The following is a 26,077-nucleotide window of genomic DNA, read 5'->3' on the forward strand; positions in this document are numbered from 1 at the left end:
GCTTGAGCTTCAGCCGCCTCTCGGGCTTCCTGTTCGGCGCGAGCGTCGGCTTCCGCGCGGGCTTGAGCTTCAGCCGCCTCTCGGGCTTCCTGCTCGGCACGAGCGTCGGCTTCGGCACGGGCTTGAGCTTCAGCCGCCTCTCGGGCTTCCTGCTCGGCACGCGCCTCGGCTTCCGCGCGAGCCTGTGCTTCAGCGTGCTCTCGGGCTTCGCGTTCAGCTTGCGCGTGGGCTTCCGCCGCGGATGCGTGCGGGTCGTCGTGTGTGGGTTCGTGCTCGGCCGCCGGCGGCAACGGCGCCGATTCGCTCTCGTGAGCGGCGGGATGCGAGCCCGCGTGCGGATCGAGCTGATTGCTTCGAGCGTCGAAAACTTGCTGGCAGTGTCCGCAGCGAGCGAACCCACCGGACGCCGCGAGCAGTGCTTCCTGCACGCGGAAAACCGTTTCGCAGTGGGGACAGCGTGTGGCTAGAACCATGGTGAGCGGGAGAACCGGGACGAGCCGGTGCGTCGATCGATAGGCGCTATTCTAATGGTTTCCCACCGGGAGTTCGGCCGCGCCTCAATGGCCGTCCGGCTTGGCGGCGCGTTTGACGCCGGTAAGGCAGACCCATCCTTCGTGTTCGCGCCAAACGCCGATGTCGATCCACGGCCGATAGGCGTCCGCGACTTCCTCGGCTTGCCGCGCGAGTACGCCCGACAGAGCAATGCGCCCGCTCGTCTTGACCTTCGCGCTCAGCATCGAGGCCATCAATTTGAGCGGGTTCGACAAGATGTTCGCGACGACGATGTCGAATTGACCGGCCGGGCAATCGTCGGGCAGCGAGTAGGCGACTTCGGCATGATTGCGTTCGCTGTTCAGTCGAGCCGAGTCGACGGCCTGCGGGTCGATGTCGACGCCGAAAACCGGCGCGGCGCCGCACTTGTGCGCGAGGATCGCCAGAATTCCGGAACCGCAGCCGTAGTCGAGCACCGATTGGCTAGGCGCGACCGATTCCTCCAGCCATTCCATGCACAGCCGCGTGGTAGGGTGGCTGCCCGTGCCGAAGGCGAGACCCGGATCGAGTTCGAGGATCAGCGCCTGCGGATCGGGGGCATCGTGCCAAGAGGGCACGACCCAAATACGCTTGCCGATCGCGATTGGCTCGAATTGCGATTGCGTGAGACGCACCCAGTCCTGTTCCGGCACGTCGCGCAACGTGAAGGCGGGCGTGGCGTCCAAGCCGATTTCGTTGGCAGCGGCAGCCGCGAGCACCGCCGGTTCCTGCTCGGGAGCCAGCAAGGCGACGACGCGCGAATGCTGCCAGGCCGTGCGATCGGGCGTGAGCCCGGGCTCGCCGAACAGCGGCTGCTCGTCGGGCGTGTCGGCATCGGCGTCTTCGACCGATACCGACAGCGCGCCGAGTTCGATGAGCGCGTCGGACAGCGCCTCGGCGCGTGTCCGGTCCAGCTCGACGATCAATTCCCGATAGCTCACGTCAGCCTCCGCTGGGCCGCCCCAAGGAGGCTGAACGCCCCCTCGGGGGGCAGTGAACGAAGTGAGCGTGGGGGCCGTTCCATCTCACGCTTCTTCCGGTGCGGCTTGCTGCTTTTCCGCGAGCCGGTTTTCCAGATAGTGGATGCTCGTGCCGCCTTCGACGAAGCCGCCGTCGAGCATGAGCTCGCGGTGCAGCGGAATGTTCGTCTGAATGCCTTCGACGACCATCTCCGACAAAGCGATGCGCATGCGGCGGATCGCTTGTTCGCGCGTCGCGCCGTAGGCGATCAGCTTGCCGATCATCGAGTCGTAGTTCGGCGGAACGAAATAGCCATTGTACGCGTGCGAATCGACGCGAATGCCAGGGCCGCCAGGCGTGTGCCACGAGGTGATGCGGCCCGGCGACGGCGTGAAGCGGAACGGATCCTCGGCGTTGATCCGGCACTCGATCGCGTGGCCGCGGAACACGACGTCGCGCTGGCGCAGCGCGAGCTTTTCGCCGGCGGCAATGCGGATCTGCTCCTGCACGATGTCGACGCCCGTGATCAACTCCGTGACCGGGTGCTCGACCTGCACGCGCGTGTTCATTTCGATGAAGTAGAACTCGCCGTTCTCATAGAGGAATTCGAACGTGCCGGCGCCGAGATAGCCCATCTTCTTGCAAGCGTCGGCGCAGCGGTCGCCGATGCGCTCGATCAGGCGGCGCGCGATGCCGGGCGCGGGCGCTTCCTCGATCACCTTCTGGTGACGTCGCTGCATCGAGCAGTCGCGTTCGCCGAGCCAGAGCGCGTTCTTGAACGAATCCGCGAGCACCTGGATTTCCACGTGGCGCGGGTTTTCGAGGAACTTCTCCATGTAGACCTGCGGGTTGCCGAACGCTCGCTCGGCTTCCTCGCGCGTCATGTTCACGGCGTTCACGAGCGCCGCCTCGGTGTGCACGACGCGCATGCCGCGTCCGCCGCCGCCGCCCGCCGCCTTGATGATGACGGGGTAGCCGACCGCGCGCGCGATCTTGACGATCTCCTTCGGATCGTCGGGCAGCGCGCCTTCCGAACCGGGCACGCACGGCACGCCCGTCTTGATCATCGTCTGCTTGGCGGAGACCTTATCGCCCATCAGCCGAATCGTTTCGGGGCGCGGGCCGATGAAGGCGAAGCCCGACTGCTCGACGCGCTCGGCGAAATCGGCGTTTTCCGAAAGGAAGCCGTAGCCGGGGTGGATCGCTTCGGCATCGGTGACTTCGGCTGCGCTGATCAGCGCGGGCATGTTCAGGTAGCTCTGGGGCGACGGTGCCGGTCCGATACAGACGGCTTCGTCGGCGAGCTTGACGTACTTGGCGTCCTTGTCGGCGATCGAGTAGGCGACGACCGTCTTGACGCCGAGCTCGCGGCACGCGCGCTGGATGCGCAACGCAATTTCGCCGCGATTGGCAATGAGAATTTTTTCAAACATGGCTATGGTCCGACGCATTAATGGGCTCGTGCGTCGTGGGGCCGCGATGAGTGGCGGCGCACGGCATTCGAGCTAAACGGGGTACGCCCGAGGCTGCGGATAGCGCTCGGGCCCGCTTCGCGATCAGCCGATGACGAAAAGCGGCTGGCCGTATTCGACGGCTTGGCCGTTTTCGATAAGAATTTCCTTCACGACGCCGGCCTTGTCGGACTCGATTTCGTTGAGCAGCTTCATCGCTTCGATGATGCACAGCGTCTGGCCTTCCTTGACCGTGTCGCCCACTTGGATGAACGGTTCGGCGCCCGGCGAGGGCGAGCGATAGAAGGTGCCGACCATCGGCGAGGTGATCACATGGCCTTGCACGGCGGCTGGGGCCGCGGCGGCTGCCGCCGCGGCTTGCTCGAACCCGCCGGCGCCTGCCATGGGGGCGGCCGCGGCCATCGGCGGGGCATACGCGGCGGGCTGTTGTACGTAAACCGGCGGCGCATTCTTGACGATGCGGACTTTGCCTTCGCCTTCGGTCACCTCGAGCTCGGAGATACCCGATTCGGAGACGAGGTCGATCAAAGTTTTCAGCTTACGTAGATCCATAGGGAATCCCCTTGTTCAATGCGTGAGGCGCCGGCTCGCGCCGGTGCCGATTTGGTGTTCTGAAATCAGCTGCGTGCGCCTTGCGACGCCAGCCGCTCGAGCGCGAACTCGAGTGCGTACAGATAGCCTTTCCAGCCGAGCCCGCAGATGACGCCTTCGGCTTGATCTGAAAAGTACGAGTGGTGCCTGAACGGCTCTCGGCGATGCACGTTCGACAGATGGATTTCGACGAACGGGATGCCGACGCCCGCCAGCGCGTCGCGCAGCGCGACGCTCGTATGGGTGTAGGCAGCAGGGTTGATCACGACGAACTCGACCGCTTCCGCGCGGGCGGCTTGCACGCGATCGACGAGCTGGCCTTCGTGATTGCTCTGGAACGTCGCCAGCTCGAAACCCGCTTCTTGCGCTCGGGCCACGAGCGCTCGATCGATCTCGCTCAGCGTGACGCGGCCGTAGACCTCGGGCTCCCGCGTACCTAGCAGGTTGAGGTTCGGGCCGTGCAGTACCAGCAATCGTCTCATGATTCGCTTCTGTTTCCGCGGAATTGCGCGCACTTTAGCGCCGATTGTCAAAACTTGTCTAGCAGCGGATGAAAATCCCGGTTCGTGAGGCGGTAGTTTTTGCCGGCTTTCATCCGTTGTTGTGCCTAAATTCGACTAATTCACGGAAATCGGCTGTTAAACTGCTTCGATCTGCATCGAAGCAGTTTAATGCATTCAGAGGGCGTCGAGCGTCTTGCTCAACTCGCTTGGTGTGACTTGTCCTAATTTTGTCGACCGTACGACGCCGTTGGCGTCAATTACGACCGTGAAGGGCAACGCGCCGGCCGTGTTGCCGAGGCTGCGGGCGAGGTCGGCCCCGCCGAATCCGCTGACCAAAATCGGGTAGTCGACGGGGATCTTCTTCAGAAAGTTCTGCACGTTTTGCGAGGAGTCGACGCCGATCCCGACGAATTGAATCCCCTTCTTCGCGTAGGCGTCATGCAGCCGCACCAGCTCGGGCATCTCGGCGACGCAGGGCCCGCACCACGATGCCCAGAAGTTGACGACGAGCACCTTTCCTTTATAGGGGGCGAGCGTCTGCGTTTTTCCGGCCACATCCTGCAGCGGCGCGGACAGCAATTGTTCGACGGCGCCGCTCGTCGGCGCGGCGGCCTCGAGCGAGTGGGTTTGCGGCTGCGCGGCATCCGCGCTGCTCGATTCCGAGAACAGCCATTGCCGGGCGCCGACGCCGACGGCAGCCGCGGCGACCGCGACGGCGGCAAAGGCGAGAGTAGCTTTCGTATTCATCTAATCATCTAACGAGATAGAGTCGGTCGACGTTCAATTGGTGAAGGGCGCGGCATCGTCCTCGGCCAGCAGGGCCTGGACGGTCTCGGTGCTCGCCCTTGCCGCGCGGCCGCGGGCGTCGGCGCGGACCGCGCCGCGCAGATCGTCCGTGTCGTACAGTGCGACATGGACGCCGACGGGCTCTTCGTCGCGCGCGCCGCGCCACAGGAAGCTCAGCGTTTCCACGTCGCCGCGCCCGCCGAAATGGCGCGTCTCGGACACGTCGTACTGCACGTTCGCGTTGAGCAGATAAATCGCGACTTCCTTCAGGTTGTCGCAGAACACCTGCAAATGGATGTCCGAGTGCTCGCCCGCCGTCCCGTTCAGCACCGCGCCCGTCAAATAGGGATTGAACGAGGCCAGGCGCTTCATCCAGTCGAGTGCGATTTCGCGCAGCCGGCGCAGCACCGCCGGCTGGGTATCGGACTGGAACAGCGACTGGTATTCGCGGATTTCTTCCTCGATCTGGTCGTTATCGGGAAGCCATTCACCGGCTACCTTGACCTGCCCGACGACCTGCCGGGCGGCTTTGCGCTTGGCGCTGGCGTAGTCGAGCCCTTCCTCGGCGATCAGGCGAGCCGCCGCGATCGCGATTTCCTCCCGCACGCGCTGCGGATCGACAAAAGATTTGCGCACCATCCGCCAATCATACTAGATCGTCCGGTATCGCCCCGCGCGCCCGGGCGACGCGAGCGCGTCGGGTACAATAGCGGGCCTCACGCGGCTCGCCCGCCCGGCGTTCGCGTCCCACCATGCACTCGCGGCAAGCGCGGTACGAGACGAGCAGACAGTTTTTATGCATATCCACATCCTCGGCATCTGCGGCACATTCATGGGCGGCCTCGCGGTGCTCGCGCGCGGCGCGGGACATACCGTGACGGGCTGCGACGCCGGCGTCTATCCGCCGATGAGCACGCAGCTCGAGGCGCAAGGCATCACGCTCATCGAAGGCTACGGCCCCGAACAACTCGATCTGAAGCCGGATCTGTTCGTGATCGGCAACGTCGTTTCGCGCGGCAATCCGCTGATGGAAGCGATTCTCGATCGCGGCCTGCCCTACGTGTCGGGGCCGCAATGGCTCGGCGAACATGTGCTCGCGGGCAAGTGGGTGCTGGCGGTGGCGGGCACGCACGGCAAGACGACGACGAGCTCGATGCTCGCCTGGCTGCTGGAGGACGCCGGCCTGAACCCCGGCTTCCTGATCGGCGGCGTGCCGCTGAATTTCGGCGTGTCGGCCCGGCTCACCGATTCGAGTTTCTTCGTCATCGAAGCCGACGAGTACGACACGGCGTTCTTCGACAAGCGCTCGAAGTTCGTCCATTACCGGCCGCGCACGGCGATCCTGAACAATTTGGAGTTCGATCACGCCGATATCTTCCCGGATCTCGCGGCGATCGAAACGCAATTTCATCATCTCGTGCGGACGGTGCCCGGTGTCGGCCGGCTTGTCGTCAATGGGCGCGAGGCCGCGCTCGATCGCGTGCTGGCACGCGGCGTCTGGAGCGAGGTCGAGCGCTTCGGCGTCGACGGCGGCTGGAGTGCGCTGCCCGCGGCCGACGGCGAGGCGATCGATGAGCGCTATGCCGTCTACCGGAGCGGGGAGCGCGTCGGCATCGTGAACTGGCAAGTGCAGGGCGAGCACAACCGGCTCAACGCGCTGGCGGCGATCGCGGCGGCGCGCCACGTCGGCGTGCCGCCGGCTCAGGCGGCGGCCTCGCTCACCGAGTTTCGCAACGTCAAACGGCGCATGGAAGTGCGCGGCAGCGTCGACGGCGTCACCGTCTACGACGATTTCGCCCACCACCCGACCGCCATCGAGACCACCATCGCGGGGCTACGCACGCGCGTCGGCGGGGAACGCACGCGGATCCTGGCCGTGCTGGAGCCGCGTTCGAACACGATGAAGCTCGGCGTCATGAAGGCGCAGCTGCCCAAGAGTCTCACGGGAGCCGATCTCGTTTTCGGCTACGGCGCGGCGACGGGACGCGACGCGCTCGGCTGGGACCTTGGCGAGACGCTCGCCCCGCTCGGCGAGAAAGCGCGCGCCTTCGACGATCTCGACGCATTGGTCGCCGCGGTCGCGCACGCGGCGCGCCCGGGAGACCACGTGCTCGTCATGAGCAACGGCGGCTTCGGCGGCGTCCATCAGAAATTGCTCGAAGCGCTCGGTTCGAGTGCTTCGAGTACAAGAGGCGCCGTTTGATTCTCTATCTACACGGCTTTCGCTCCTCGCCGAAATCGTTCAAGGCTCAGTTGCTCGCGGCGCGCGTGGCCGCGCTTGGGTGCGAGGACGATTGGCGCTGCCCGATGCTGCCCGTCTCGCCGCTCGAGGCGGTTGCCGTGGCGGAAGCGCAGGTGGCGGGTTTCGCCGCGGACGAAATCACGGTGATCGGCAGTTCGCTCGGCGGCTATTTCGCCACCCACCTTGCCGAAAAACACGGCTGGCGTGCGGTGCTGCTCAACCCCGCGGTCTTGCCGCAACGCGATTTGTCGGCTTATTTGGGCGAGCAGCCGCTTTGGCACGGCGGCGGCAGCATCGTCGTCGAGCCGCATCATCTGGACGAGCTGCGCGCGCTCGGCGTCGCGTCGATCACGCGGCCGGAACGCTATTATTTGATCGCCGCCACGGGCGACGAAGTGCTCGACTACCGCGAAATGCTCATGCATTACCCCGGCGTCGAGACGAAACTGATCGTCGGCAGCGATCACGCGATCAGCGAGTTCGCCGATTACGCCGACGACGTGCTCGCCTATTGCGGCATTACCCCGGCCGCGCACGCGTAGCGCGGCTACGGTGCCGGCGCCGCGGCCGCGTGTGCGCCGCACCAGAACATCGATCCGCAGCGGGTGCGCGGTTTGCGCGCGAGGTGTGCTGCGAGGGCCAAATTCGTAATGAGAGTGTCGAGTGAACGTTTTTTTTGAGGAATCGGGCGGTTTGAAGGTCGGCAGCGTGCTGTCGCGCCAAGGCGATGCGCTGCAAGTCGAGCTGCCGGGCGGCCGGCGCGCGAAGGTGCGCGCGAAGGACGTGCTGATCGAGTTCGACAAGCCGAGCGCGGCCGAACTGCTGCAAGAGGCCGATGCGGCCGCTCAGGAGATCGATCTCGATTTTCTGTGGGAATGCGCGCCGGCCGACGAATTTCCGTTTGCCGCGCTCGCCGGCGAATATTTCGGTGCGCAATCGGGCCCCGTCGAACGCGCGGCACTCGTGATGCGCATGCAGGGCGCGCCTGTCTACTTTCGGCGCAAGGGCCGCGGGCAATATCAGCGCGCGCCCGAAGAGCAGCTGAAGATGGCGCTCGCGGGGCTCGAGCGCAAGCGCCAGCAGGCGCTCGTGCAGGCGCAATACGAAGAGGAATTGAAGGCCGGCCGGCTGCCCGAGGCGTTCCGTGGCAAGGCACTCGCGCTGCTGACGAAGCCCGACAAGAACGGGATCGAGTACAAGGCGCTTGAGGGCGCCGCGGCGGCGCGCGGCATTTCGCCGGCGCGGCTCATGCTCGAGTGCGGCGGCATCGCTTCGGCACGCGCGCTGCATGAGGCGCGGTTTTTGTCGGAGTATTTTCCGCACGGCACCGGCTTTCCGGCCGTGACGCCCGGGCCGGTGCCCGAGGATCTGCCGACGGCCCATGCACAGGCGTTTTCCATCGACGACGTCACGACGACCGAAATCGACGACGCGTTCTCCGTCGAGCTGCTCGCGGAGGATCGTGTTCGCGTTGGCGTGCATATTGCCGCTCCCGCGCTCGGCATCGCGCGCGGCGACGCGGTCGATGCGATCGCCCGTGGGCGCCTGTCGACGGTCTACATGCCCGGCGACAAGATCACGATGCTCCCCGACGAGGTCGTTCAGGCCTTCACGCTCGCGGAAGGCGGCCTGCGCCCCGCGCTCTCGCTCTATATCATCGTGAACCGCGCCACGCAGGAGATCGTCGCGACGGAAACGCACGCCGAGCTCGTCTATGTGAAGAGCAATCTGCGTCACAACACGCTCGACGCGCTCGTGACCGAAGAGGCGCTCGCCGCCGGCAGCGGCGAGTATCCGCACAAGGACGAGATCGCCGTGCTGTGGCCGTTGGCCCAGGCGCTATTCGAGAAACGCCAGGCGGCGCGGGCGGGCTATGGCTTGCGGCGCGAGGTGCCGGGCAATACCGACTACAACTTCTACGTCGAAGGCGAGCACGTCACGATCACGCCGCGCCGCCGCGGTTCGCCGCTCGACCTGATCGTCGCCGAGCTTGCGATTCTCTCGAATTCGACTTGGGGCGCGCTGCTGCACGATCACGGCGTGCCCGGCATCTACCGCACGCAGCGCACGTTCGCCGCGGCCGGACCGAAGCGCACGCGCATGCAGACGAACGCCGCGCCGCACGAAGGGCTCGGCGTCGCGCAATACGCGTGGAGCACTTCGCCGCTGCGCCGCTACACCGACCTCGTCAATCAGTGGCAACTGCTCGCTTGCGTCCAGCATGGCGTCGCGGCCAAGCTCATCGCACCGTTCAAGCCGAAGGACGCCGATCTGTTCGCGGTCGTCCAGGGGTTCGACGACACCTACACGGCCTACTCCGATCATCAGCGCCGCATGGAGTACTTCTGGTGCTTGCGCTGGCTCACGCAGGAGAACAAGAAGGAAGTTGTCGCGTCGGTCGTGAAGGGCGATCTCGTGCGGTTCGAGGAAGTGCCGCTGGTGATGCACGTGCCTGGGCTCGGCGTGCATGCGCGCGGCACGCGGATCGTCCTCGAAGTGATGGCGGTCGACGAGTTGACCGTCGAGGCGTCCGTGCGGCCGATTCGCGTGCTCGATGCGCCGGGTGCCGCCGCCATGGCCGCGGAGGACGAAGAGGAAGAGGCCGAGATCGTCGACGCGCCGGATGCGTCGGCTGAAGGCGAGGCGGAAGCACAAGCCGAGGCGCCGGAGGAAGGCGGCGAGGCGGCGGGCGGAGAGGCCGGCGGCGAAGCGCTAGATTCCGGCCAGGAAGGCGAGCCGCCGCTCGACGCCCAAGGCGGCGCGACACGGCCCGCGCAGGTGGCCGAATGAGCGGCGCTGCCGAGCAAGGGACGCAGCCCATCCCGTCGATCGCTCCCGCGCAAGCGGGGACCGACCTGTATGCGGTGATCGGCAATCCGATCGCGCACAGCAAGTCGCCCGTCATCCATACGCGCTTCGCCGAGCAAACGGGCGAGCGCATCGAATACCGGCGCCTGCTCGCGCCGGTCGACGGCTTCGCCGACACCGTGCGTGCCTTCGTCGCGGCGGGCGGGCGTGGGCTCAACGTCACCGTGCCGTTCAAGCTCGAGGCCTATGCATTGGCCGATCGGCTCTCGCCGCGCGCCAGTGCGGCCGGCGCCGTCAATACGCTGCGATTCGACGCGGACGGCATTTACGGCGACAACACCGACGGCGTGGGTCTCGTCGGCGATATCGAGACGAACTTGCGCGTGGAGTTGAACGGCGCGCGCGTCTTGCTGCTCGGCGCGGGCGGGGCGGCGCGCGGCGCGGTGCTGCCGGTGCTCGAGCGCGGCCCGTGCGCGCTTACGATCGTCAATCGGACCGCGGAAAAGGCGCAGACGCTCGTGGAGCAATTCGCGCAAGCGGCGCGCGAGGCAGGCTGCGCACTGTCGGGCGGGGCGCCGTCGACGATCGAGCCGATCCCCTACGACGTCATCGTCAATGCGACGGCCGGCTCGCTCACTGCCGAAGTGCCCGAGTGCGACGAGCGCGCGTTCGGTCCCGGCACGCTCGCTTACGACATGATGTACGGCGCGCAGCCCACGGTGTTCATGCGGCATGCGCAGGCGCTCGGGGCGAGGATTTCGGACGGGCTCGGGATGCTGGTCGAGCAGGCCGCCGAATCGTTTTGGGTATGGCGTGGTGTGCGGCCCGCGAGCGCTCAGGTGCTGGCGGAACTGCGCTCGATGCTGGGGGCATCCGTCTAGCGTAGTCACGCACTCATGTAGCCACGTAGCCACGTATCACGGCGCATCCATGACGAGAATGAGAGGGAAGGCGGGGAAAGGCATCGGCGGCTGGGTGCTCTATGCCGTGGCCGTGTGCGCATTCGCTTGGGTGGCGACGCAAGCCTATTACTTCGCGCAGATCGCGCTCTGGGCCGTCGTCGATCCGAGTTCGACGGCGTTCATGCGGGCCGATGCCTGGCGGCTCGCGCAGGATCGCCCCGATCTCGAGATTCAGCATCAATGGGTGCCCTACGATCGCATCTCGCGCAATCTGAAGCGCGCGATCATCGCATCCGAGGATGCGAACTTCGTCAACAACAAGGGCTACGAGACCGACGCGATCTTGCAGGCGTGGGAGAGAAACAAGAAGCGCGGCAAGATCGTCGCCGGCGGTTCGACGATCTCCCAGCAGTTGGCGCGAAACCTGTTTCTCTCGCGCCAAAAGAGCTACCTGCGCAAAGGGCAGGAGCTCATCATCACCTGGATGCTCGAAACGCTGCTCGACAAGGAGCGGATCTACGAGATCTACCTGAACTCGGTCGAGTGGGGCAACGGCGTCTATGGCGCGCAGGCGGCCGCCCGGTACTACTACCGTTGCGCCGCATCGCAGTTGACGGCCTGGCAGTCGGCGCGCCTCGCCGTCATGCTGCCGAATCCGAAGTACTTCGATCAGCACCGCTCGTCCGCGTATCTTTCGCAGCGGGCTGGCGTGATCGCACGGCGCATGGGCGCCGCCGAATTGCCGCATTAGGACGGCGGCCGCCTGGGCTGCGTGGGTGCTCGTCCGTTGGATTCCCGTTCCACGATGGTCCGTTCAGCCGATCGATTCCTCGGTTTTTCTCAACTCAGTTGTCTTCCCAATACGGGACGCTTTCGCTCTCGCGCGAAACGAATCTGAATCCCTTCGGCCGCTCCCCGGGTGCGCCGGGAAATTCCGCGAGGATGCCGAATTTCCCGGAATCCGGGTATTCGGCGATTTCCGGCAGCATTTTCGTGCTCACCGCCAGGTACTTCAATTCCACCTCGCTTGTATTCGCGATTTGGTGGGCTGTCTCGGGCCCGCCGGGCGGACAGGCAATGACGTCGCCCGCGCGGATCGGGTAGACGGCATCGCCGATGCGCACTTCGCCCGTCCCTTCCAGCACGAAAAACATCTCTTCGTTGACGCGATGGTTATGAAACGGAAACGCGCGCTTGCCCGGTGCGACCGCGGTCACGTTGTAGCCGAGCTTGGCGGCGCCGATGCGCGAGCCGATGGCGCCCATGCGCGGAGCGTAGCGATCGGCCATCGAGTCGGGCGGCGCCACGCCGGCCGGTAGTGGGGACAGTTCGACATCGGCCAGATTGATGATCGGTTTCATTGATCGGTCCTTTGAAGGAATAGAGCTGCGCCCGGCATCTTGCCATGGTGCCGATCGCATCCGTTCGCAGATCATCTTGTCTCAATATATGGGCAGGTGATTCAAATGTTGGAGCATCCTGGGAGGCGTGCCTACAATCCGTCGCGAGCGGTCGAGAAGGCCGCAGATCGAAATACGAACGACGAAGCGATTCGAGAGCGAAGCATCTCACCCGCATGGAGACGCGCCCGATGACAGCCCATGACGAAACCCTGACCCATCCCGCTGCGATGGGCGATGCATCCGAGCCGGCGCTCGGCAGCCTCTCCGCAGGCACGCCGGAACCGGCCCCGATGACGGGGTCCCCCCTCGAGATCAACGAGTCGCAGGCTGGCACGCAAACGCTGTTGCGCGGGCTCGCCATCATCGAGGCATGCGCGAACGGCGCGCGCGACATGCGTGCGTTCGCCGCGGCGCTCGGCACGACCCGCAGCACGACGCACCGGCTCGTGAGCAGCCTCGTGCAGGCGCGCTATCTGCGTCACGGGCCGAACGGCTATCTGCTCGGGCCGAAACTCATCGAACTCGGCACGATCTCGCTCGAGCAAATGCCGTTGACCGCCGTGGCGCGTCCGCATCTCGAACGCCTGTCGGAAGCCACGCTCGATACGATCCACCTGGGCGTGCGCGACGGCGACGATGTCCTCTACATCGACAAGATCGCAGGCACGCGCGGGCTGGAAATGCGCTCGCGTGTCGGCCATCGCATGACGCTTGCCTCGACCGGGATCGGTAAGGCGCTGATGCTCGATCTGTCGCCGCAGACGTGGGGCGTCCTCTACGACGCGGCGAGGCGCGCGCTCGAGAGCGTGCGCTTCGATCACGACGCCCGCCCGGACAAGCCGATGTTCCTGCAAAAAATGGTGCGCTACTCGGCGGGCGGCTACTCGTTCGACCTCGAGGAAAACGAGCCGTCGATCCGCTGCGTGGCAGCCCCGATTCGCGATGCGTCGGGCACGATCATCGCCGCCGTTTCCGTGGCGAGCACGATCCCCTACATGCCGCTCGAACGAATGGATGAACTGGTACCGATCGTGCAGCGCGAAGCGCGCGCGATTTCCGAAGAACTTGGGTGGGTCGCGCCGGGCGCGCGCCGTATCAAACGATGAGCGCTGTACAAGCTATGACCGCACGACCGGTATTGATCGGGCTCGACTGGGGCACCACCGCGATGCGCGGGTATCTGTTCGACGCGCGCGGCGAGGTTATCGACTCGCGCGCGTCGAGCGACGGGATCATGCGCTTGCCGCAAGCCGGCGGTTTCGACGCCGCGTTCGAAGCGGCATGCGGCCAGTGGCTCGAATCCACGCCGGATCTGCCCGTGATCGCGGCCGGCATGGTCGGCAGCGCTCAAGGCTGGCGCGAAGCGCCTTATGTCGACACGCCCGCCGATGCTTGCGCATTGGTGGCCGGCATCGTGCGCGTCACGACGGCGCGCGGCGTTTGCCTGCACATCGTGCCGGGCGTCATCGAGCGCAGCGAGCTGCCGAACGTGATGCGGGGCGAGGAAACGCAAATTGTCGGCGCGCTCGCGAGCGATGCGATCGCGGGTGCTGCGCGGACGCTGGTGGGCTTGCCGGGCACGCATGCGAAGTGGGCCGTCGTGCGCGGCGAGCGCATCGAGTCGTTTCATACGTTCATGACCGGCGAGCTTTATGCCGCCCTGCGCGATCACACGATTCTCGGACGCACGATGGCCGAGCCGGCCGCGCCCGATACGCAAGCGTTCCTGCGCGGCGTGACCGTGGCCAAACACGCGCATCGCGCCGGGCTGCTCGCCACGATTTTCAGTACGCGCACGCTCGGCTTGACCGGGTCGCTCGCGACCGAACAGCAGCCCGACTATTTGTCGGGCTTGCTGATCGGCCACGAACTCGCCGGCCTTGCCTCGCTGCTCGAATCGCGCGGCGCGGCGCTGGCCAGCGAGGCGCCGCGGCTGATCGGCAGCGCGGCCTTGTGCGAGCGCTATCGGCTCGCGTTGGCCGAGTTCGGCTGCGTGCATGCGAGCGTCGTCGAGGCCGCCGCCGAAAACGGGCTGTGGCGGATCGCCACGCAGGCGGGGCTCGTGGAACGCCATGCGACCGCGTCCGGGCGTTGATGCCGATGCATCGCGAGCTAACCGTCCGACGCATCGTCGGCGATTCTCAACGAGTTAGGTAGTACGTTATGCAAAACGAATTCGATCTTCCGAAGCCATACCATCCTCACGCGCGCTTCATGGCTGCGTTCGCGTCCTGCCCGCTGATCGCGATTCTGCGCGGCGTGACGCCGAGCGAAGTCGTGGCGCACGGGCAAGCCCTCCATGACGCGGGCTTTCGCATCGTCGAAGTGCCGCTCAATTCGCCCGATCCGCTGGCCAGCATCGCCGCGTTGCGCAAGGCGTTGCCGGCCGACGTGATCGTCGGCGCGGGCACCGTGCTGCGGACCGAATTCGTCGGCGACGTTGCCCGCGCGGGCGGAGAGCTGATCGTCATGCCGCACGGCGACACCGACATCATCAGGACTGCCAAGGAACAAGGGCTGGCCTGCGCCCCCGGCGTCGCGACGCCGACCGAAGCGTTCGCGGCGCTCGCGAGCGGCGCCGATGTCCTGAAGATGTTTCCCGCCGAGCAATTGGGCACGCATGTCGTGAAAGCTTGGCGCGCCGTGATCGCCAAGCGCGTGCCGCTCGTGCCGGTGGGCGGCGTGACGCCCGAGAACATGAACACGTTCGTCGCGGCCGGCGCCAACGGCTTCGGCCTCGGTTCCGCGCTGTACCGCGCGGGGCAAGACGCGGCGACCACGGCCGAGCACGCGCGCGCGTTCATCGCCGCCTGGCGCGACGTGAACAAGGAGGCTGCACGGTGAGCCGGCTGGCAGGCAAGGTCGCGCTCGTGACGGGCGCCGGCCGCGGGATCGGCGAAGCCATCGCGCACGCGTTCGCGCGCGAGGGGGCGGCCACCGTGCTGGCCGAACTCGACCTCGATGCCGCACGCGGTGTTTGCGAGCGGATCGAAGCCGCGACGCCCGGCGCGCGCGTGCTCGCGGTGCAGACCGACGTGACCCGGTCCGCCTCCGTGGCCGACGCCTGCGATGCGGCCGAGCATGCGTTCGGCCCGATCGACGTGCTCGTGAACAACGCCGGCATCAACGTGTTCTGCGATCCGCTCACGATGAGCGACGACGATTGGCGGCGCTGCTTCGCCGTCGATCTCGACGGCGTCTGGAACGGCTGCAAGGCCGTGCTGCCCGGCATGGTTGCGCGCGGTGGCGGCAGCATCGTGAACATCGCGTCGACGCATTCGTTCCAGATCATTCCGGGCTGCTTTCCGTATCCCGTTGCGAAGCACGGCGTGATTGGACTCACGCGCGCGCTCGGTATCGAGTACGCGGCGCGGCAGGTGCGCGTCAACGCGATCGCGCCCGGCTACGTGGAGACGCAGCTCACGCACGATTGGTGGAATGCGCAGCCCGACCCGGAAGCGGCTCGCCAAGCGACTTTGGCGCTGCAGCCGATGAAGCGCATCGCGCAACCGAAGGAGGTGGCGATGACGGCGGTGTTTCTCGCCTCGGACGAGGCGCCGTTCATCAACGCGACCTGCATCACGATCGACGGTGGGCGCACGGCGCTGTACCACGATTGACATGAAACATTGATTTCCTTGCCGTGCGGCAGCCCCGCGCGGCGTTGCGGGAACCGGATGACGCACTGGCCGCGTGAGTCATCCGACAAAGACAATGCGGCCGAACGCTCAAACGCTCAATCAGACAGGAGACAGACCTCATGAAGCGTAAACTTTTCCTCACGCTCGCTGCGGCGGCGGTGACGTCGATCGTTGCAAACGTGCCGGCCGCGCAAGCCGCCGATCAGGTCAAGATCGGCTTCCTCGTGAAGCAGCCCGAAGAGCCCTGGTTCCAGGACGAATGGAAGTTCGCCGAAATGGCCGCGAAGAAGGACGGCTTCACGCTCGTGAAGATCGGTGCGACCTCCGGTGAAAAGGTGATGAGCGCCATCGACAACTTGAAGGCGCAAAAGGCGCAAGGCTTCATCATCTGCACGCCCGACGTGAAGCTCGGGCCGGGCATCGTCGCGAAGGCGAAGGCCGACGGCCTGAAGATGATGACGGTCGACGACCGCCTCGTGGACGGCAGCGGCAAGCCGATCGCAACCGTGCCGCACATGGGCATCTCGGCCTATAACATCGGCCAGCAAGTCGGCAAGGGTCTCGCAGACGAAATCAAGAAGCGCGGCTGGGACATGAAGGATGTCGGCGCGATCGACGTGACCTACGAGGAACTGCCGACGGCCCACGATCGTACGCAAGGCGCGACCGACGTGCTCGTCGCATCGGGCTTCCCGAAGGCGAACATCATCGCCGCCCCGCAAGCGAAGACCGACACGGAAAACGCGTTCAACGCCGCCAACATCGCCATCACGAAGAACCCGCAGTTCAAGCACTGGGTGGCGTACGGCCTGAACGACGAAGCCGTGCTCGGCGCCGTGCGCGCGGCCGAAAGCCGTGGCTTCAAGGCCGACAACATGATCGGCATCGGCATCGGCGGCTCGGATTCGGCACTGAACGAGTTCAAGAAGCCGGCGGCGACGGGCTTCTTCGCGACGGTCATCATCAGCCCGAAGCGTCACGGCGAAGAGACGTCGGAAGATATGTACAAGTGGATCACGGCGGGCCAGCAGCCGCCGCTGTTGACGCAGACGACGGGTATGCTCGCCACGCGCGACGACGTAGCGAAGGTGCGTGAAGAGATGGGCCTCGCCGCGAAGTAATCGGCGTGGCTTTCCGGGCCGGCAGAAAGTTGGCGAAGTCAGCGAGGAACGTGACGCTGACTCGCGGGCCGGCCTGGATGACCCTTCAGTGCGAGGATAGGTGAGATGTCAGCAACGTTGCGATTTGACAATATCGGCAAGGTGTTTCCGGGTGTGCGCGCGCTGGACGGCGTGTCGTTCGAGGTCGAGGCCGGCCAGGTGCACGGGCTCATGGGCGAAAACGGCGCGGGTAAGTCGACGCTGCTCAAGATTCTCGGCGGCGAGTATCAGCCGGATTCGGGCCGCATCATGATGGACGGCCAGGAAGTGCGTTTTCCGACCGCGGCCGCTTCGATCGCGGCCGGTGTCGCGGTGATTCACCAGGAGCTGCAATACGTTCCGGATTTGACGGTGACGGAGAACCTGCTGCTGGGCCGGCTGCCGAATGCGTTCGGCTGGGTGGACAAGCGCGGTGCCAAGCGCTTCGTGCGCGAGCGGCTCGCGCAGATGGGCGTCGATCTCGACCCGAACGCCAGGCTCGGCAAGCTGTCGATCGCGCAGCGGCAGATGGTCGAAATCTGCAAGGCGCTGCTGCGCAACGCGCGCGTCATCGCGCTGGACGAGCCGACGAGTTCGCTCTCGCACCGCGAGACGGAAGTGCTGTTCAAGCTCGTACGCGAGCTGCAGGCCGACGGCCGCGCGCTCATCTACATCTCGCACCGGATGGACGAGATCTACGAGTTGTGCACCGCTTGTACGATTTTCCGCGACGGCCGCAAGGTGGCTTCGCATCCGTCGCTCGCCGAAGTCACCCGCGAGACGATGGTCAAGGAGATGGTGGGGCGCGAGATTTCGGACATCTACGGCTATCGGACGCGCAAGCAGGGCGACGTGCGGCTGGCCGTCGATGCGGTGGAGGGCCACGGCCTGTCCGCGCCCGCGAGCTTCAACGTGCGTGCCGGTGAGATCGTCGGCTTCTTCGGGCTGGTGGGCGCGGGACGCAGCGAATTGATGCAGCTCGTGTACGGCGCCGAAAAACGGCATGGCGGGCATCTGACACTCGACGGCGCGCCGGCCGACGACGTGAAAAGCCCGACTCAAGCGATCCGCAGGGGCATCGTGCTGTGCCCCGAAGACCGCAAGGAAGAGGGCATCGTCGCGATGGCATCGGTGTCGGAGAACATCAACATCAGTTGCCGCCGGCACTATCTGCGCGCGGGATTGTTCCTCAATCGCGCGAAAGAGGCCGAGACGGCCGACCGCTTCATCAAGCTGCTCAAGATCAAGACGCCGAGCCGGCGGCAGAAGATTCGTCTGCTCTCGGGCGGCAATCAGCAAAAGGCGATCTTGTCGCGCTGGCTCGCCGAGCCCGACCTGAAGGTCGTCATTCTCGACGAGCCGACGCGCGGGATCGACGTCGGCGCGAAACACGAGATCTATAACGTCATCTATGAACTCGCCGAACGCGGCTGCGCGGTGGTGATGGTGTCGTCGGAGCTGCCCGAGGTGCTCGGGGTGTCCGACCGCATCGTCGTCATGCGGGAAGGGCGGATCTCGGGCGAGCTCGCGCGCAGCGAGGCGAGCGAGCCGGCGCTGTTGGAGCTGGCGCTGCCGCAGGGCGGACGCGAGGCGCGCGAGGCGGCATAACGCGTTGAGCGTCGACGCGCGAGCGGTGCCGCACACGGAACGGATGCAACGAAAAACCCGTCGCGAACGACGGTGAAGGAGTCACGACATGCAAGCAAGAGAAAACCTCGTCGAGGCGGGCGCCAAGCGCGCGGCCGAGGCGTTGATCCCGCAGACGAACGATCGGCAGAAGTGGTGGCAACAGGTAACCGAATACAGTCTCATTCTGATTTTCGCCGTCATGTTCGTGACGACGTCGCTGACCGTCGATCATTTCTTCTCGATCGACAACATGCTCGGCCTGGCGCTGTCGGTCTCGCAGATCGGCATGGTGTCCTGCACGATGATGTTCTGTCTCGCGTCGCGCGACTTCGACTTGTCGGTCGGTTCGACGGTCGCGTTCGCCGGCGTGCTCTGCGCGATGGTGCTCAATGCGACGGGCAGCACGTTCATCGCGATCGTCGCCGCCGTGGCGGCCGGTGCCGCGATCGGCTGGGTCAACGGCGCCGTCATCGCCTACCTGCGCATCAACGCGCTGATCACGACGCTCGCGACGATGGAAATCGTGCGCGGCCTCGGCTTCATCGTTTCGCACGGGCAAGCCGTGGGCGTGTCGTCGGACACGTTCATCGCATTGGGCGGCTTGGCGATGTTCGGCATTTCGCTGCCGATCTGGGTCACGCTGGTCTGCTTCATCGGTTTCGGCGTGCTGCTCAACCAAACCGTGTACGGCCGCAATACCCTCGCCATCGGCGGGAACCCCGAAGCGTCGCGGCTGGCGGGGATCAACGTCGAGCGCACGCGCGTCATGATCTTCCTGATCCAAGGCGCGGTGACGGCGCTGGCCGGTGTGATTCTCGCCTCGCGCATCACGTCGGGCCAGCCGAACGCGGCCGAAGGGTTCGAGCTGAACGTGATTTCGGCGTGTGTGCTCGGCGGCGTGTCGCTGCTCGGTGGCCGCGCGACGATTTCGGGCGTCGTGATCGGCGTGCTCATCATGGGCACCGTCGAGAACGTCATGAACCTGATGAACATCGACGCGTTCTACCAATATCTGGTGCGCGGCGCGATCCTGCTCGCGGCCGTGCTGCTCGATCAGCTCAAGAACCGCGGCTCGCGCGACTGAGCGACTGAGCGACGAAGGTTTGCCGGGGCCGCGCTCGAGTTCGAGTTGCGGGCCCGGAGCTCACGGTAAAGAACGATAAAGGTAACGGAGAATTTTTCGATGGCGCTTCCCGACCACCCGCAGCTAGGCCCCTACGCGCGCTACCCTAGCCTCGTCGGCCGTACCGTGTTCATCACGGGCGGCGCGACCGGCATCGGCGCTTCGTTCGTCCAGCACTTCGCGCTGCAAGGCGCGCGCGTCGCGTTTTGCGACATCGACGCCAGCGCCGGCCAAGAACTCGCCGACGCGCTCGGCGATGCACGCGGCAAACCGCTCTTTCTGGCCTGCGACGTGACCGACATCGATGCGCTGCGCGCCGCGATCGCCGATGCGCAAAGCGCGCTCGGTCCTGTCACAGTGCTCGTCAACAATGCGGCAAACGACGTGCGGCATGCGCTCGCCGACGTGACGCCGTCCTCGTTCGACGCCGGCATCGCCGTCAATCTGCGGCACCAGTTCTTTGCCGCGCAAGCGGTTGCCGAGGACATGAAGCGCGCGGGCGGCGGCTCGATCATCAATCTCGGTTCGATCAGCTGGATGCTCAAGCAGGGCGGCATGCCCGTCTATCTGACGTCGAAGGCAGCGATCCAAGGCCTCACGCATGCGCTCGCGCGCGATCTCGGACCGTTCGGCATTCGCGTCAATGCGCTCGTGCCGGGCTGGGTCTTGACCGAGAAGCAGCGGCGGCTTTGGCTCGACGAAGCGGGCAAGCGCGCGCTGAAGGAAGGGCAATGCCTCGACGGCGAATTGATGCCCGAGGATCTGGCGCGTATGGCCCTGTTTCTGGCGGCCGACGACAGCCGCATGGTGACGGCACAGGAGTTCATCGTGGACGGAGGCTGGGCATGAGGGGCGAAGGCTTTCGGGCGTCGCTCGCCGTGCACGCGCGGTGCATGCTCGGCGAGGGGGCGACCTGGTGCGCGCGCACGGAGCGCTTCTATTGGACGGACATCGAAGGCGCGCGCTTGTATCGCTATGACCCGAGCACGGGCGAGCGCACGAGCTGGTCCATGCCCGAGCGGCTCGCGACGTTCGCGCTGTGCGCCGATCCCCATCGTCTGCTGCTGGGCCTCGCGACCCATTTGGCGTTCTTCGATTTGACGACGCACGAGATGTGCCGGATCGTCGACGTCGATTCCGAGCGCGAGACGCGCTTGAACGACGGACGCTGCGACCGGCAGGGGCGGTTCGTGTTCGGCACCAAGCACGAAGGCGCCAAACTGAGCCCGATCGGCGGCTTTTATCGTCTCAATCACGATTTGTCGCTCGAGAAGCTGCCTTTGCCCGAGCCGGCAATTTCGAACAGTATCGGCTTCAGCCCCGACGGCGCGACGATGTATTTCTGTGATACGCCGACGCGCGAGATTCTCGCTTGCGACTACGGTGCCGACGGCTCGATCGGCAACATTCGCGTGTTTACGCGCTTGCTCGACGCCGACGGCGGGCCCGATGGGTCGACGGTCGATGCCGAGGGCGGCCTTTGGAACGCGCAGTGGGGCGGCAGCCGTGTCGTGCGCTATGGGCCCGATGGCGTCGAGACCGAACGCGTAAGCGTGCCGACGAGCCATCCGAGTTGCGTGGCGCTCGGCGGCCCGCATCTCGCCACGTTGTATATCACGACCGCGCGTAGCGAACTCGATCCGGCATTGCTGGCGGCGGAAGCGGGCGCAGGCGGGGTTTTCGTGGCATCGAGCGCGCGGCGCGGGCTGCCTGAGCCGCTGTTTCTCGGGCGGTGACGGCAAACCCGGGTGAAAACCCGGACGAATTGGGTTAAACCGAAGCGGTCATCAAGGGTCAAAGGCGGCAAAAGACACGCCTTCGCATATCGCCGCGCCGGCGACGGCCGGTCCGGCGCCTCTCGACGGAGCTGATCATGAGCACAGCGAATACCGATGCCACTGTCACGAGGGGCGCGCGCGCGTCCGACACGCATGGCACGCGCGCCGAGGCGCGCAGCGCGAAGCTGGCGTCGATCGTCCAGCCGGTCCGCTCGGGGCCCGGGACGTCCGCGATCGCGCGCGGGGCGGGCGGTGTGCGCCGCAGCGCGGAGCTGACGCTGGCCAACGAGCAATTGCGCGTCGATGTCGCGCCCGCGCTTGGCGGCGGCATGACCCGTTTCGACTGGCACGGCGACGGCAGCGTGCCGACGCCGATTTTCCGCGGCTGCCCGTCGGCGCAGGCCGACACGGATCCGAACGCGCTCGCGTGCTATCCGCTCGTGCCTTACTCGAATCGGATCGGCGGCGCTCGGTTTCAATTCGAGGGGCGCGAGTTCGTCGTGCCGCGCAACCGGACCTCGGAGCCGCTGCCGATCCACGGCGACGGCTGGCTGCGAGCCTGGCGCGTGGTCGAGCGCGGCGATACGCATGCGACGCTCGCGCTCGAGCGAGAACGCGCCAAACCGTATGCCTATCGCGCGACGCTCCGATATGCGTTGGACGATGCGACGCTTTCGGTGACGCTCGCCGTCGAAAACGCCGGCAGCGAGCCGATGCCGTTCGGGCTCGGATTGCATCCGTTCCTCGCGCGCGACGGGGACACGCGGTTGTCGGCCGCGGCGGACGGACTATGGGTGCCCGGTCCCGACTGGTTGCCCGTACGCCATGTGCCGGTGCCGCCGGCCTGGACGTTCGGCGTCGCTTATCCGTTGCCCGATGCACTCGTGAACCACGCGTTCACGCAATGGAGCGGCCGGGCCGCCGTCGTTTGGCCGCGCAAGCGGCTATCGCTGACGATCGAAGGCGACGCCGACTACTATGTGCTCTATACGCCGCCGGGCGAGGATTTTTTCTGCTTCGAGCCCGTCGATCATCCGATCAACGCCGTCAATCTGCCGGGCGGCGCGTGCGAGCACGGGATGACGGTGCTGGCGCCGGGCGAGACGCTCGAGCGCGAGTTTCGCTTCACGGTCGAGCCGGTCGGCCGCTAGCGGCTGGTCGACGTCAGGGACGCCGGCGTTCGGGCGGGCGCGCCGGCGGGTAGAATACGGGCCTTTCCCGCCACCGGCACGCATTTCGATTTCGCCATGTCCACCTCATACTCGTTCGTCCGCTCGCTGAGCGACGCCTGGCAGCGCACGGGCTCCTTGCTGTGCGTCGGCCTCGACCCCGAACCGTCGCGTTTCCCGGGCGCGTTCGCGAACCGCCCCGACAAGATTTTCGATTTCTGCCGCGACATCGTCGATGCCACGGCCCCGTTCGCGAGCGCGTTCAAGCCGCAGATCGCCTACTTCGCCGCGCACCGCGCCGAGGATCAGCTCGAGGCGCTGATCGCGCACGTCCATGACAAACATCCGGGGCTGCCCGTCGTCCTCGATGCCAAGCGCGGCGACATCGGCAGCACCGCCGAGCAATACGCGCGCGAGGCGTTCGAGCGCTACCGCGCCGATGCGGTGACGGTCAATCCGTACATGGGTTTCGATTCGATCGAGCCGTACCTCGCGCACGAAGGCAAGGGCGTCGTCGTGCTGTGCCGCACGTCGAACCCGGGGGGCTCGGATCTGCAGTTTCTGGAAGCGGGCGGGCGGCCGCTCTATCAAGTCGTCGCTTCGCTGGCCGCCGAGAAATGGAATGCGAGCGGGCAACTCGCGTTGGTGGTCGGCGCCACGTTTCCGAAAGAGATCGAGATCGTGCGCGGCCTTGTCGGCGACATGCCGCTTCTGATTCCGGGAATCGGCGCTCAAGGCGGCGACGTCGAGGCGACGGTGCGCGCCGGACGCACGAGCGCCGGCGCGGGGATGATGATCAATTCGTCGCGCGCGATTCTCTATGCGGGCAAGGACGAGCACTTCGCCGAGGCCGCCGCGCGCGCCGCTCAGGACACGCGCGACAAGATCAACGCTTATCGCTGATCGGCTCGCTTGCTCGAGCGCCGGCTGCGCGAGCAAGTTCTACCTGCGCTCGCTATAGCGCCTACCCATCCGGTGTGCGCTGTTGCGGACCCGCTCAGCACTCGCTTTTATAAGCTCCTCGGCGGCTGCTTTTGCAAGCCCCTCATCGCTCGCTTTTCTCGATGTGATCGAGCAGGCCGCGCAGCGCATGCGCGGCCGCCTGGACGCGGATCTGTTCGCGATCGCCCTTGAACACGTGCGTTTCGGCCGATGTTTCGAGGCGATTGCTCCAGGCGAAGCAGACCATCCCCACGGGCTTCGTCTCGGTGCCGCCGCCGGGGCCGGCCACGCCCGTGATGGCGAGCGACACCTGCGCGCGGCTGTTGCGCAGCGCGCCTTCGGCCATGGCGCGCGCTACGTTCTCGCTGACGGCGCCGTGCCTGTCGATCAGTTCGGTCGGCACGCCGATCATTTCCGTCTTCGCTTGATTCGAATAGGTCACGAACCCGCGCTCGAACCATCCGCTGCTGCCCGAGATGTCGGTGACGGCCGTGGCGACCATGCCGCCGGTGCACGACTCGGCGGTCGCGAGGAAGAGGCGCATCTCGCGCAGCTTGTTGCCTGCGCGTACGGCGAGTTGATGAACGACGGAATCGGTGGGCATTGCGATGATCTCGGATTCAAAGGGTGATGCTCAAATGGTCATGCGCCAGAGCGCGATGACGAGCAGCGTGAAGAAAGCGGCGACGAGATCGTCGAGCATGATGCCGAAGCCGCCTTTGACGCGGCGATCGAAGTAGCGGATCGGCGGCGGCTTGACCATATCGAAGAAGCGAAACACCAGGAACGCCCAGAGCTGGCCCGAGAAGGTTTCGGGCGTCACGAACAGCAGCACGAGCCAAAACGCGACGATCTCGTCCCAGACGACCGGGGATGGATCGTCCGTGCCCATCTTGCGCGCGGTGAATCCGGTCATGTAGATGCCGGCGAAAAAGCCGACGACGATCAGCGCCGCCCAAGCGGCGACGGTGAGCCGGCCGTCGAGCGCGGCGAACGAGGCCCACGCGAACAGCGTTCCCGCCGTGCCCGGCATGATGGGCGAGAGCCCGCTGCCGAAGCCGAGCGAGAACCAATGGATCGGGTTCGAAAGCATGAAGCGGGCGCTCGCGCGGCGCTTCTTCGAGGGCGAATGGGGCGTTGCCGGCGGCGGCGTGCCGGGGAGCGTCGGGTCAGTGTGCATCGAAATGGTCGAAGCCGTGCAGCGTCAAGGAGAGCGGGGAGCGCGACGCGTCGTGCCATGCAATCGACGGCTCGTCGGTCGCATGACGCAGGGCACTTATTGTACCGATCCGCGTGACGGCGACGTTCACGCGCGCGCCGGCATCGGTGATCGCTTCCCGCACGTGCCGCGGTGCCGTGAAGATGAGTTCGTAGTCGTCGCCGCCCGCAAGCGTGCACTGCCGCTGCGTCTCGATGGGCAGCTTGCTCATGGCGCTCGAGCGCGGGACGGCGTCGACGTCGATCGAAGCCCGCATGCGCGAGCGCTCGAGGATGTGGAGCAAGTCGCCCGCCAAGCCGTCCGAGACGTCCAGCGCGGAATGCGCCAGACCGCGCAGCGCGAGCCCGAGTGCGACGCGCGGCTCGGGGCGCTCGAGCGCATGGTGCAGCGAGGCGCGCTCGCGCTCGTCGAAGCGCTCCGCGGGCCATTCGCCGCGCAAGATGCCGAGTCCTGCCCGCGCGTCGCCGAGCGTGCCCGATACCCAGACGTCGTCGCCGTCGCGTGCGCCGTCGCGGCGCAGCGCGGCCTGCGCCGGCACGTCACCGAAGATGGTGACGCACAGGTTCAACGGCCCGCTCGTCGTATCGCCGCCGATCAACTCGCAATCGAACCGGTCCGCGAGCGCGAACAGGCCCTCGGCGAACGCTTCGAGCCAGGCTTCGCGCGGCGTTTCGAGCGCGAGCGAAAGCGTGAATGCGCGTGGCTTCGCGCCCATCGCGGCCAGGTCCGACAGGTTGACGGCGAGCGTCTTGTGGCCGAGCGCCTGTGGATCGACGTTCGGCAGGAAATGCCGGCCTTCGACGAGCATGTCCGTCGAAACGGCCAGCGATTCACCGGGGTCGGGGGCGATCAGCGCGCAATCGTCGCCGATGCCGAGCGTGGCTCTGCGAGGGCCTTGGCGTGCGCGCTGCGCGAAGAAGCGATCGATCAGCGCGAACTCGGAAAGGGACATAAAAGGGGCTTGTCAACGTGAGCGGTTGCGACGGCGGGTTCGCGCTCGGCGCACCCGGCCGGACGGACAGGGCGTCCGGAGAGGGGGGCGAATGGCGCTACAATGCATCGAACTCTCATTCTAATCCGCGTAACAAGCAAACAGACTGGACTCACGACCTCATGTCTACGAATTCCACCACCGCCAAGGCGAAGCTTCGCGAAGCCGCGCTCGATTATCACGAGTTTCCTTCGCCGGGCAAGATCGCCATCGCGCCGACGAAGCAGATGATCAACCAGCGCGATCTG

General features: G+C 66.1%; 28 protein-coding genes. 17 read left to right on the forward strand and 11 right to left on the reverse strand.

Annotated elements, in window-relative coordinates; translation table 11 throughout:
* The 7 genes from DWV00_RS35175 to DWV00_RS32820 form a co-directional block, all read right to left on the reverse strand.
* A partial coding sequence (locus DWV00_RS35175; protein ID WP_181885661.1) for an MJ0042-type zinc finger domain-containing protein occupies positions 1 to 473 on the reverse strand: 473 nt, incomplete at its 3' end.
* Positions 474 to 557: 84 nt separating this feature from the next.
* Positions 558 to 1,472 carry a 50S ribosomal protein L11 methyltransferase gene (prmA, locus tag DWV00_RS32795; RefSeq protein ID WP_115537784.1) on the reverse strand — a complete coding sequence of 305 codons (915 nt, stop codon included), beginning with the start codon at positions 1,470 to 1,472 and terminating at the stop codon, positions 558 to 560.
* An 84-nt stretch (positions 1,473 to 1,556) separates the two neighbouring features.
* Positions 1,557 to 2,924, reverse strand: coding sequence for an acetyl-CoA carboxylase biotin carboxylase subunit (gene accC / locus DWV00_RS32800; RefSeq protein ID WP_115537785.1), 1,368 nt, complete (start codon positions 2,922 to 2,924; stop codon positions 1,557 to 1,559).
* A gap of 123 nt (positions 2,925 to 3,047) precedes the next feature.
* The gene (gene accB, locus DWV00_RS32805) at positions 3,048 to 3,515 is read right to left on the reverse strand and encodes an acetyl-CoA carboxylase biotin carboxyl carrier protein (protein ID WP_115537786.1); all 468 of its coding nucleotides are present in this window, start codon (positions 3,513 to 3,515) and stop codon (positions 3,048 to 3,050) included.
* A gap of 65 nt (positions 3,516 to 3,580) precedes the next feature.
* The gene (aroQ, locus tag DWV00_RS32810) at positions 3,581 to 4,036 is read right to left on the reverse strand and encodes a type II 3-dehydroquinate dehydratase (protein WP_115537787.1); all 456 of its coding nucleotides are present in this window, start codon (positions 4,034 to 4,036) and stop codon (positions 3,581 to 3,583) included.
* Positions 4,037 to 4,231: 195 nt separating this feature from the next.
* Positions 4,232 to 4,804 carry a TlpA family protein disulfide reductase gene (locus tag DWV00_RS32815; RefSeq protein WP_115537788.1) on the reverse strand — a complete coding sequence of 191 codons (573 nt, stop codon included), beginning with the start codon at positions 4,802 to 4,804 and terminating at the stop codon, positions 4,232 to 4,234.
* 33 nt (positions 4,805 to 4,837) lie between these two features.
* Positions 4,838 to 5,482 carry a UDP-N-acetylmuramate--alanine ligase gene (locus tag DWV00_RS32820; RefSeq protein WP_115537789.1) on the reverse strand — a complete coding sequence of 215 codons (645 nt, stop codon included), beginning with the start codon at positions 5,480 to 5,482 and terminating at the stop codon, positions 4,838 to 4,840.
* A gap of 157 nt (positions 5,483 to 5,639) precedes the next feature.
* On the opposite strand from DWV00_RS32820, the gene mpl reads away from it, so the two are divergent.
* The 5 genes from mpl to mtgA all read left to right on the forward strand — a co-directional run bounded on the left by mpl (position 5,640) and on the right by mtgA (position 11,546).
* Positions 5,640 to 7,046, forward strand: coding sequence for a UDP-N-acetylmuramate:L-alanyl-gamma-D-glutamyl-meso-diaminopimelate ligase (gene mpl, locus DWV00_RS32825; RefSeq protein ID WP_115537790.1), 1,407 nt, complete (start codon positions 5,640 to 5,642; stop codon positions 7,044 to 7,046).
* Entirely contained in the window at positions 7,043 to 7,627 is a 585-nt protein-coding gene (locus DWV00_RS32830; protein WP_115537791.1) for a YqiA/YcfP family alpha/beta fold hydrolase, read from the forward strand. The genes mpl and DWV00_RS32830 overlap by 4 nt, the downstream gene beginning before the upstream one ends.
* Before the next feature lie 121 nt (positions 7,628 to 7,748).
* Complete coding sequence (locus tag DWV00_RS32835) at positions 7,749 to 9,875, forward strand: ribonuclease catalytic domain-containing protein (RefSeq protein ID WP_115537792.1); 2,127 nt, start codon at positions 7,749 to 7,751, stop codon at positions 9,873 to 9,875.
* On the forward strand, positions 9,872 to 10,774 hold the full coding sequence (gene aroE, locus DWV00_RS32840; RefSeq protein ID WP_115537793.1) for a shikimate dehydrogenase: 903 nt from the start codon (positions 9,872 to 9,874) through the stop codon (positions 10,772 to 10,774). The genes DWV00_RS32835 and aroE overlap by 4 nt, the downstream gene beginning before the upstream one ends.
* A gap of 49 nt (positions 10,775 to 10,823) precedes the next feature.
* Positions 10,824 to 11,546 carry a monofunctional biosynthetic peptidoglycan transglycosylase gene (mtgA, locus tag DWV00_RS32845; RefSeq protein ID WP_115537794.1) on the forward strand — a complete coding sequence of 241 codons (723 nt, stop codon included), beginning with the start codon at positions 10,824 to 10,826 and terminating at the stop codon, positions 11,544 to 11,546.
* A 94-nt stretch (positions 11,547 to 11,640) separates the two neighbouring features.
* Here mtgA and DWV00_RS32850 read toward each other — a convergent pair whose 3' ends face one another.
* A complete protein-coding gene (locus DWV00_RS32850; RefSeq protein WP_115537795.1) occupies positions 11,641 to 12,156 on the reverse strand; it encodes a cupin domain-containing protein in 516 nt (171 codons plus the stop codon).
* 332 nt (positions 12,157 to 12,488) lie between these two features.
* On the opposite strand from DWV00_RS32850, the gene DWV00_RS32855 reads away from it, so the two are divergent.
* From DWV00_RS32855 to pyrF, 11 genes are all read left to right on the forward strand, one after another.
* On the forward strand, positions 12,489 to 13,304 hold the full coding sequence (locus DWV00_RS32855; protein WP_245965139.1) for an IclR family transcriptional regulator: 816 nt from the start codon (positions 12,489 to 12,491) through the stop codon (positions 13,302 to 13,304).
* A 14-nt stretch (positions 13,305 to 13,318) separates the two neighbouring features.
* Positions 13,319 to 14,293, forward strand: a complete 975-nt coding sequence (locus DWV00_RS32860; protein ID WP_245965137.1) for a 2-dehydro-3-deoxygalactonokinase — start codon at positions 13,319 to 13,321, stop codon at positions 14,291 to 14,293.
* A 68-nt stretch (positions 14,294 to 14,361) separates the two neighbouring features.
* Positions 14,362 to 15,042, forward strand: a complete 681-nt coding sequence (locus DWV00_RS32865; RefSeq protein WP_115537796.1) for a 2-dehydro-3-deoxy-6-phosphogalactonate aldolase — start codon at positions 14,362 to 14,364, stop codon at positions 15,040 to 15,042.
* Positions 15,039 to 15,818, forward strand: coding sequence for an SDR family oxidoreductase (locus DWV00_RS32870; RefSeq protein ID WP_115537797.1), 780 nt, complete (start codon positions 15,039 to 15,041; stop codon positions 15,816 to 15,818). Before DWV00_RS32865 ends, DWV00_RS32870 begins: the two co-directional genes overlap by 4 nt.
* Before the next feature lie 140 nt (positions 15,819 to 15,958).
* On the forward strand, positions 15,959 to 16,960 hold the full coding sequence (locus DWV00_RS32875; RefSeq protein WP_115537798.1) for an arabinose ABC transporter substrate-binding protein: 1,002 nt from the start codon (positions 15,959 to 15,961) through the stop codon (positions 16,958 to 16,960).
* A 105-nt stretch (positions 16,961 to 17,065) separates the two neighbouring features.
* Complete coding sequence (gene araG, locus DWV00_RS32880) at positions 17,066 to 18,586, forward strand: L-arabinose ABC transporter ATP-binding protein AraG (protein ID WP_115537799.1); 1,521 nt, start codon at positions 17,066 to 17,068, stop codon at positions 18,584 to 18,586.
* Positions 18,587 to 18,674: 88 nt separating this feature from the next.
* Positions 18,675 to 19,691, forward strand: coding sequence for an L-arabinose ABC transporter permease AraH (gene araH / locus DWV00_RS32885; RefSeq protein ID WP_115537800.1), 1,017 nt, complete (start codon positions 18,675 to 18,677; stop codon positions 19,689 to 19,691).
* A gap of 99 nt (positions 19,692 to 19,790) precedes the next feature.
* Positions 19,791 to 20,579 carry an SDR family NAD(P)-dependent oxidoreductase gene (locus DWV00_RS32890; RefSeq protein WP_115537801.1) on the forward strand — a complete coding sequence of 263 codons (789 nt, stop codon included), beginning with the start codon at positions 19,791 to 19,793 and terminating at the stop codon, positions 20,577 to 20,579.
* Positions 20,576 to 21,466 (forward strand): SMP-30/gluconolactonase/LRE family protein, encoded by an 891-nt coding sequence (locus tag DWV00_RS32895; protein ID WP_115537802.1) that lies wholly within the window; start codon positions 20,576 to 20,578, stop codon positions 21,464 to 21,466. Before DWV00_RS32890 ends, DWV00_RS32895 begins: the two co-directional genes overlap by 4 nt.
* 137 nt (positions 21,467 to 21,603) lie before the next feature.
* On the forward strand, positions 21,604 to 22,659 hold the full coding sequence (locus DWV00_RS32900; protein ID WP_115537803.1) for an aldose 1-epimerase: 1,056 nt from the start codon (positions 21,604 to 21,606) through the stop codon (positions 22,657 to 22,659).
* Positions 22,660 to 22,755: 96 nt separating this feature from the next.
* The gene (gene pyrF, locus DWV00_RS32905; protein ID WP_115537804.1) at positions 22,756 to 23,580 is read left to right on the forward strand and encodes an orotidine-5'-phosphate decarboxylase; all 825 of its coding nucleotides are present in this window, start codon (positions 22,756 to 22,758) and stop codon (positions 23,578 to 23,580) included.
* Positions 23,581 to 23,722: 142 nt separating this feature from the next.
* Here the strand turns inward: pyrF and DWV00_RS32910 are convergent, their stop codons facing one another.
* The 3 genes from DWV00_RS32910 to thiL are packed head-to-tail and all read right to left on the reverse strand — an operon-like array spanning position 23,723 to position 25,790.
* Positions 23,723 to 24,223 (reverse strand): CinA family protein, encoded by a 501-nt coding sequence (locus DWV00_RS32910; RefSeq protein WP_115537805.1) that lies wholly within the window; start codon positions 24,221 to 24,223, stop codon positions 23,723 to 23,725.
* A gap of 30 nt (positions 24,224 to 24,253) precedes the next feature.
* On the reverse strand, positions 24,254 to 24,799 hold the full coding sequence (locus DWV00_RS32915; protein ID WP_181885660.1) for a phosphatidylglycerophosphatase A family protein: 546 nt from the start codon (positions 24,797 to 24,799) through the stop codon (positions 24,254 to 24,256).
* Complete coding sequence (thiL, locus tag DWV00_RS32920; protein ID WP_115537806.1) at positions 24,789 to 25,790, reverse strand: thiamine-phosphate kinase; 1,002 nt, start codon at positions 25,788 to 25,790, stop codon at positions 24,789 to 24,791. The genes DWV00_RS32915 and thiL overlap by 11 nt, the downstream gene beginning before the upstream one ends.
* A gap of 161 nt (positions 25,791 to 25,951) precedes the next feature.
* Here thiL and DWV00_RS32925 point away from each other — a divergent pair.
* A partial coding sequence (locus DWV00_RS32925; RefSeq protein ID WP_147298035.1) for a hypothetical protein occupies positions 25,952 to 26,077 on the forward strand: 126 nt, incomplete at its 3' end.

The organism is Trinickia dinghuensis, from assembly GCF_003367175.1.
In the GTDB taxonomy this organism is placed as follows: domain Bacteria; phylum Pseudomonadota; class Gammaproteobacteria; order Burkholderiales; family Burkholderiaceae; genus Trinickia; species Trinickia dinghuensis.

Excerpts from the sequence above, each read along its gene's own strand:
- accC (WP_115537785.1), bottom strand. The coding sequence starts at position 2,924 with ATGTTTGAAAAAATTCTCATTGCCAATCGCGGCGAAATTGCGTTGCGC.
- accB (WP_115537786.1), bottom strand. The coding sequence starts at position 3,515 with ATGGATCTACGTAAGCTGAAAACTTTGATCGACCTCGTCTCCGAATCG.
- aroQ (WP_115537787.1), bottom strand. The coding sequence starts at position 4,036 with ATGAGACGATTGCTGGTACTGCACGGCCCGAACCTCAACCTGCTAGGT.
- DWV00_RS32815 (WP_115537788.1), bottom strand. The coding sequence starts at position 4,804 with ATGAATACGAAAGCTACTCTCGCCTTTGCCGCCGTCGCGGTCGCCGCG.
- DWV00_RS32820 (WP_115537789.1), bottom strand. The coding sequence starts at position 5,482 with ATGGTGCGCAAATCTTTTGTCGATCCGCAGCGCGTGCGGGAGGAAATC.
- mpl (WP_115537790.1), top strand. The coding sequence starts at position 5,640 with ATGCATATCCACATCCTCGGCATCTGCGGCACATTCATGGGCGGCCTC.
- aroE (WP_115537793.1), top strand. The coding sequence starts at position 9,872 with ATGAGCGGCGCTGCCGAGCAAGGGACGCAGCCCATCCCGTCGATCGCT.
- mtgA (WP_115537794.1), top strand. The coding sequence starts at position 10,824 with ATGACGAGAATGAGAGGGAAGGCGGGGAAAGGCATCGGCGGCTGGGTG.
- DWV00_RS32850 (WP_115537795.1), bottom strand. The coding sequence starts at position 12,156 with ATGAAACCGATCATCAATCTGGCCGATGTCGAACTGTCCCCACTACCG.
- DWV00_RS32855 (WP_245965139.1), top strand. The coding sequence starts at position 12,489 with ATGACGGGGTCCCCCCTCGAGATCAACGAGTCGCAGGCTGGCACGCAA.
- DWV00_RS32860 (WP_245965137.1), top strand. The coding sequence starts at position 13,319 with ATGACCGCACGACCGGTATTGATCGGGCTCGACTGGGGCACCACCGCG.
- DWV00_RS32865 (WP_115537796.1), top strand. The coding sequence starts at position 14,362 with ATGCAAAACGAATTCGATCTTCCGAAGCCATACCATCCTCACGCGCGC.
- DWV00_RS32875 (WP_115537798.1), top strand. The coding sequence starts at position 15,959 with ATGAAGCGTAAACTTTTCCTCACGCTCGCTGCGGCGGCGGTGACGTCG.
- araG (WP_115537799.1), top strand. The coding sequence starts at position 17,066 with ATGTCAGCAACGTTGCGATTTGACAATATCGGCAAGGTGTTTCCGGGT.
- araH (WP_115537800.1), top strand. The coding sequence starts at position 18,675 with ATGCAAGCAAGAGAAAACCTCGTCGAGGCGGGCGCCAAGCGCGCGGCC.
- DWV00_RS32890 (WP_115537801.1), top strand. The coding sequence starts at position 19,791 with ATGGCGCTTCCCGACCACCCGCAGCTAGGCCCCTACGCGCGCTACCCT.
- DWV00_RS32895 (WP_115537802.1), top strand. The coding sequence starts at position 20,576 with ATGAGGGGCGAAGGCTTTCGGGCGTCGCTCGCCGTGCACGCGCGGTGC.
- DWV00_RS32900 (WP_115537803.1), top strand. The coding sequence starts at position 21,604 with ATGAGCACAGCGAATACCGATGCCACTGTCACGAGGGGCGCGCGCGCG.
- pyrF (WP_115537804.1), top strand. The coding sequence starts at position 22,756 with ATGTCCACCTCATACTCGTTCGTCCGCTCGCTGAGCGACGCCTGGCAG.
- DWV00_RS32910 (WP_115537805.1), bottom strand. The coding sequence starts at position 24,223 with ATGCCCACCGATTCCGTCGTTCATCAACTCGCCGTACGCGCAGGCAAC.
- DWV00_RS32915 (WP_181885660.1), bottom strand. The coding sequence starts at position 24,799 with ATGCACACTGACCCGACGCTCCCCGGCACGCCGCCGCCGGCAACGCCC.
- thiL (WP_115537806.1), bottom strand. The coding sequence starts at position 25,790 with ATGTCCCTTTCCGAGTTCGCGCTGATCGATCGCTTCTTCGCGCAGCGC.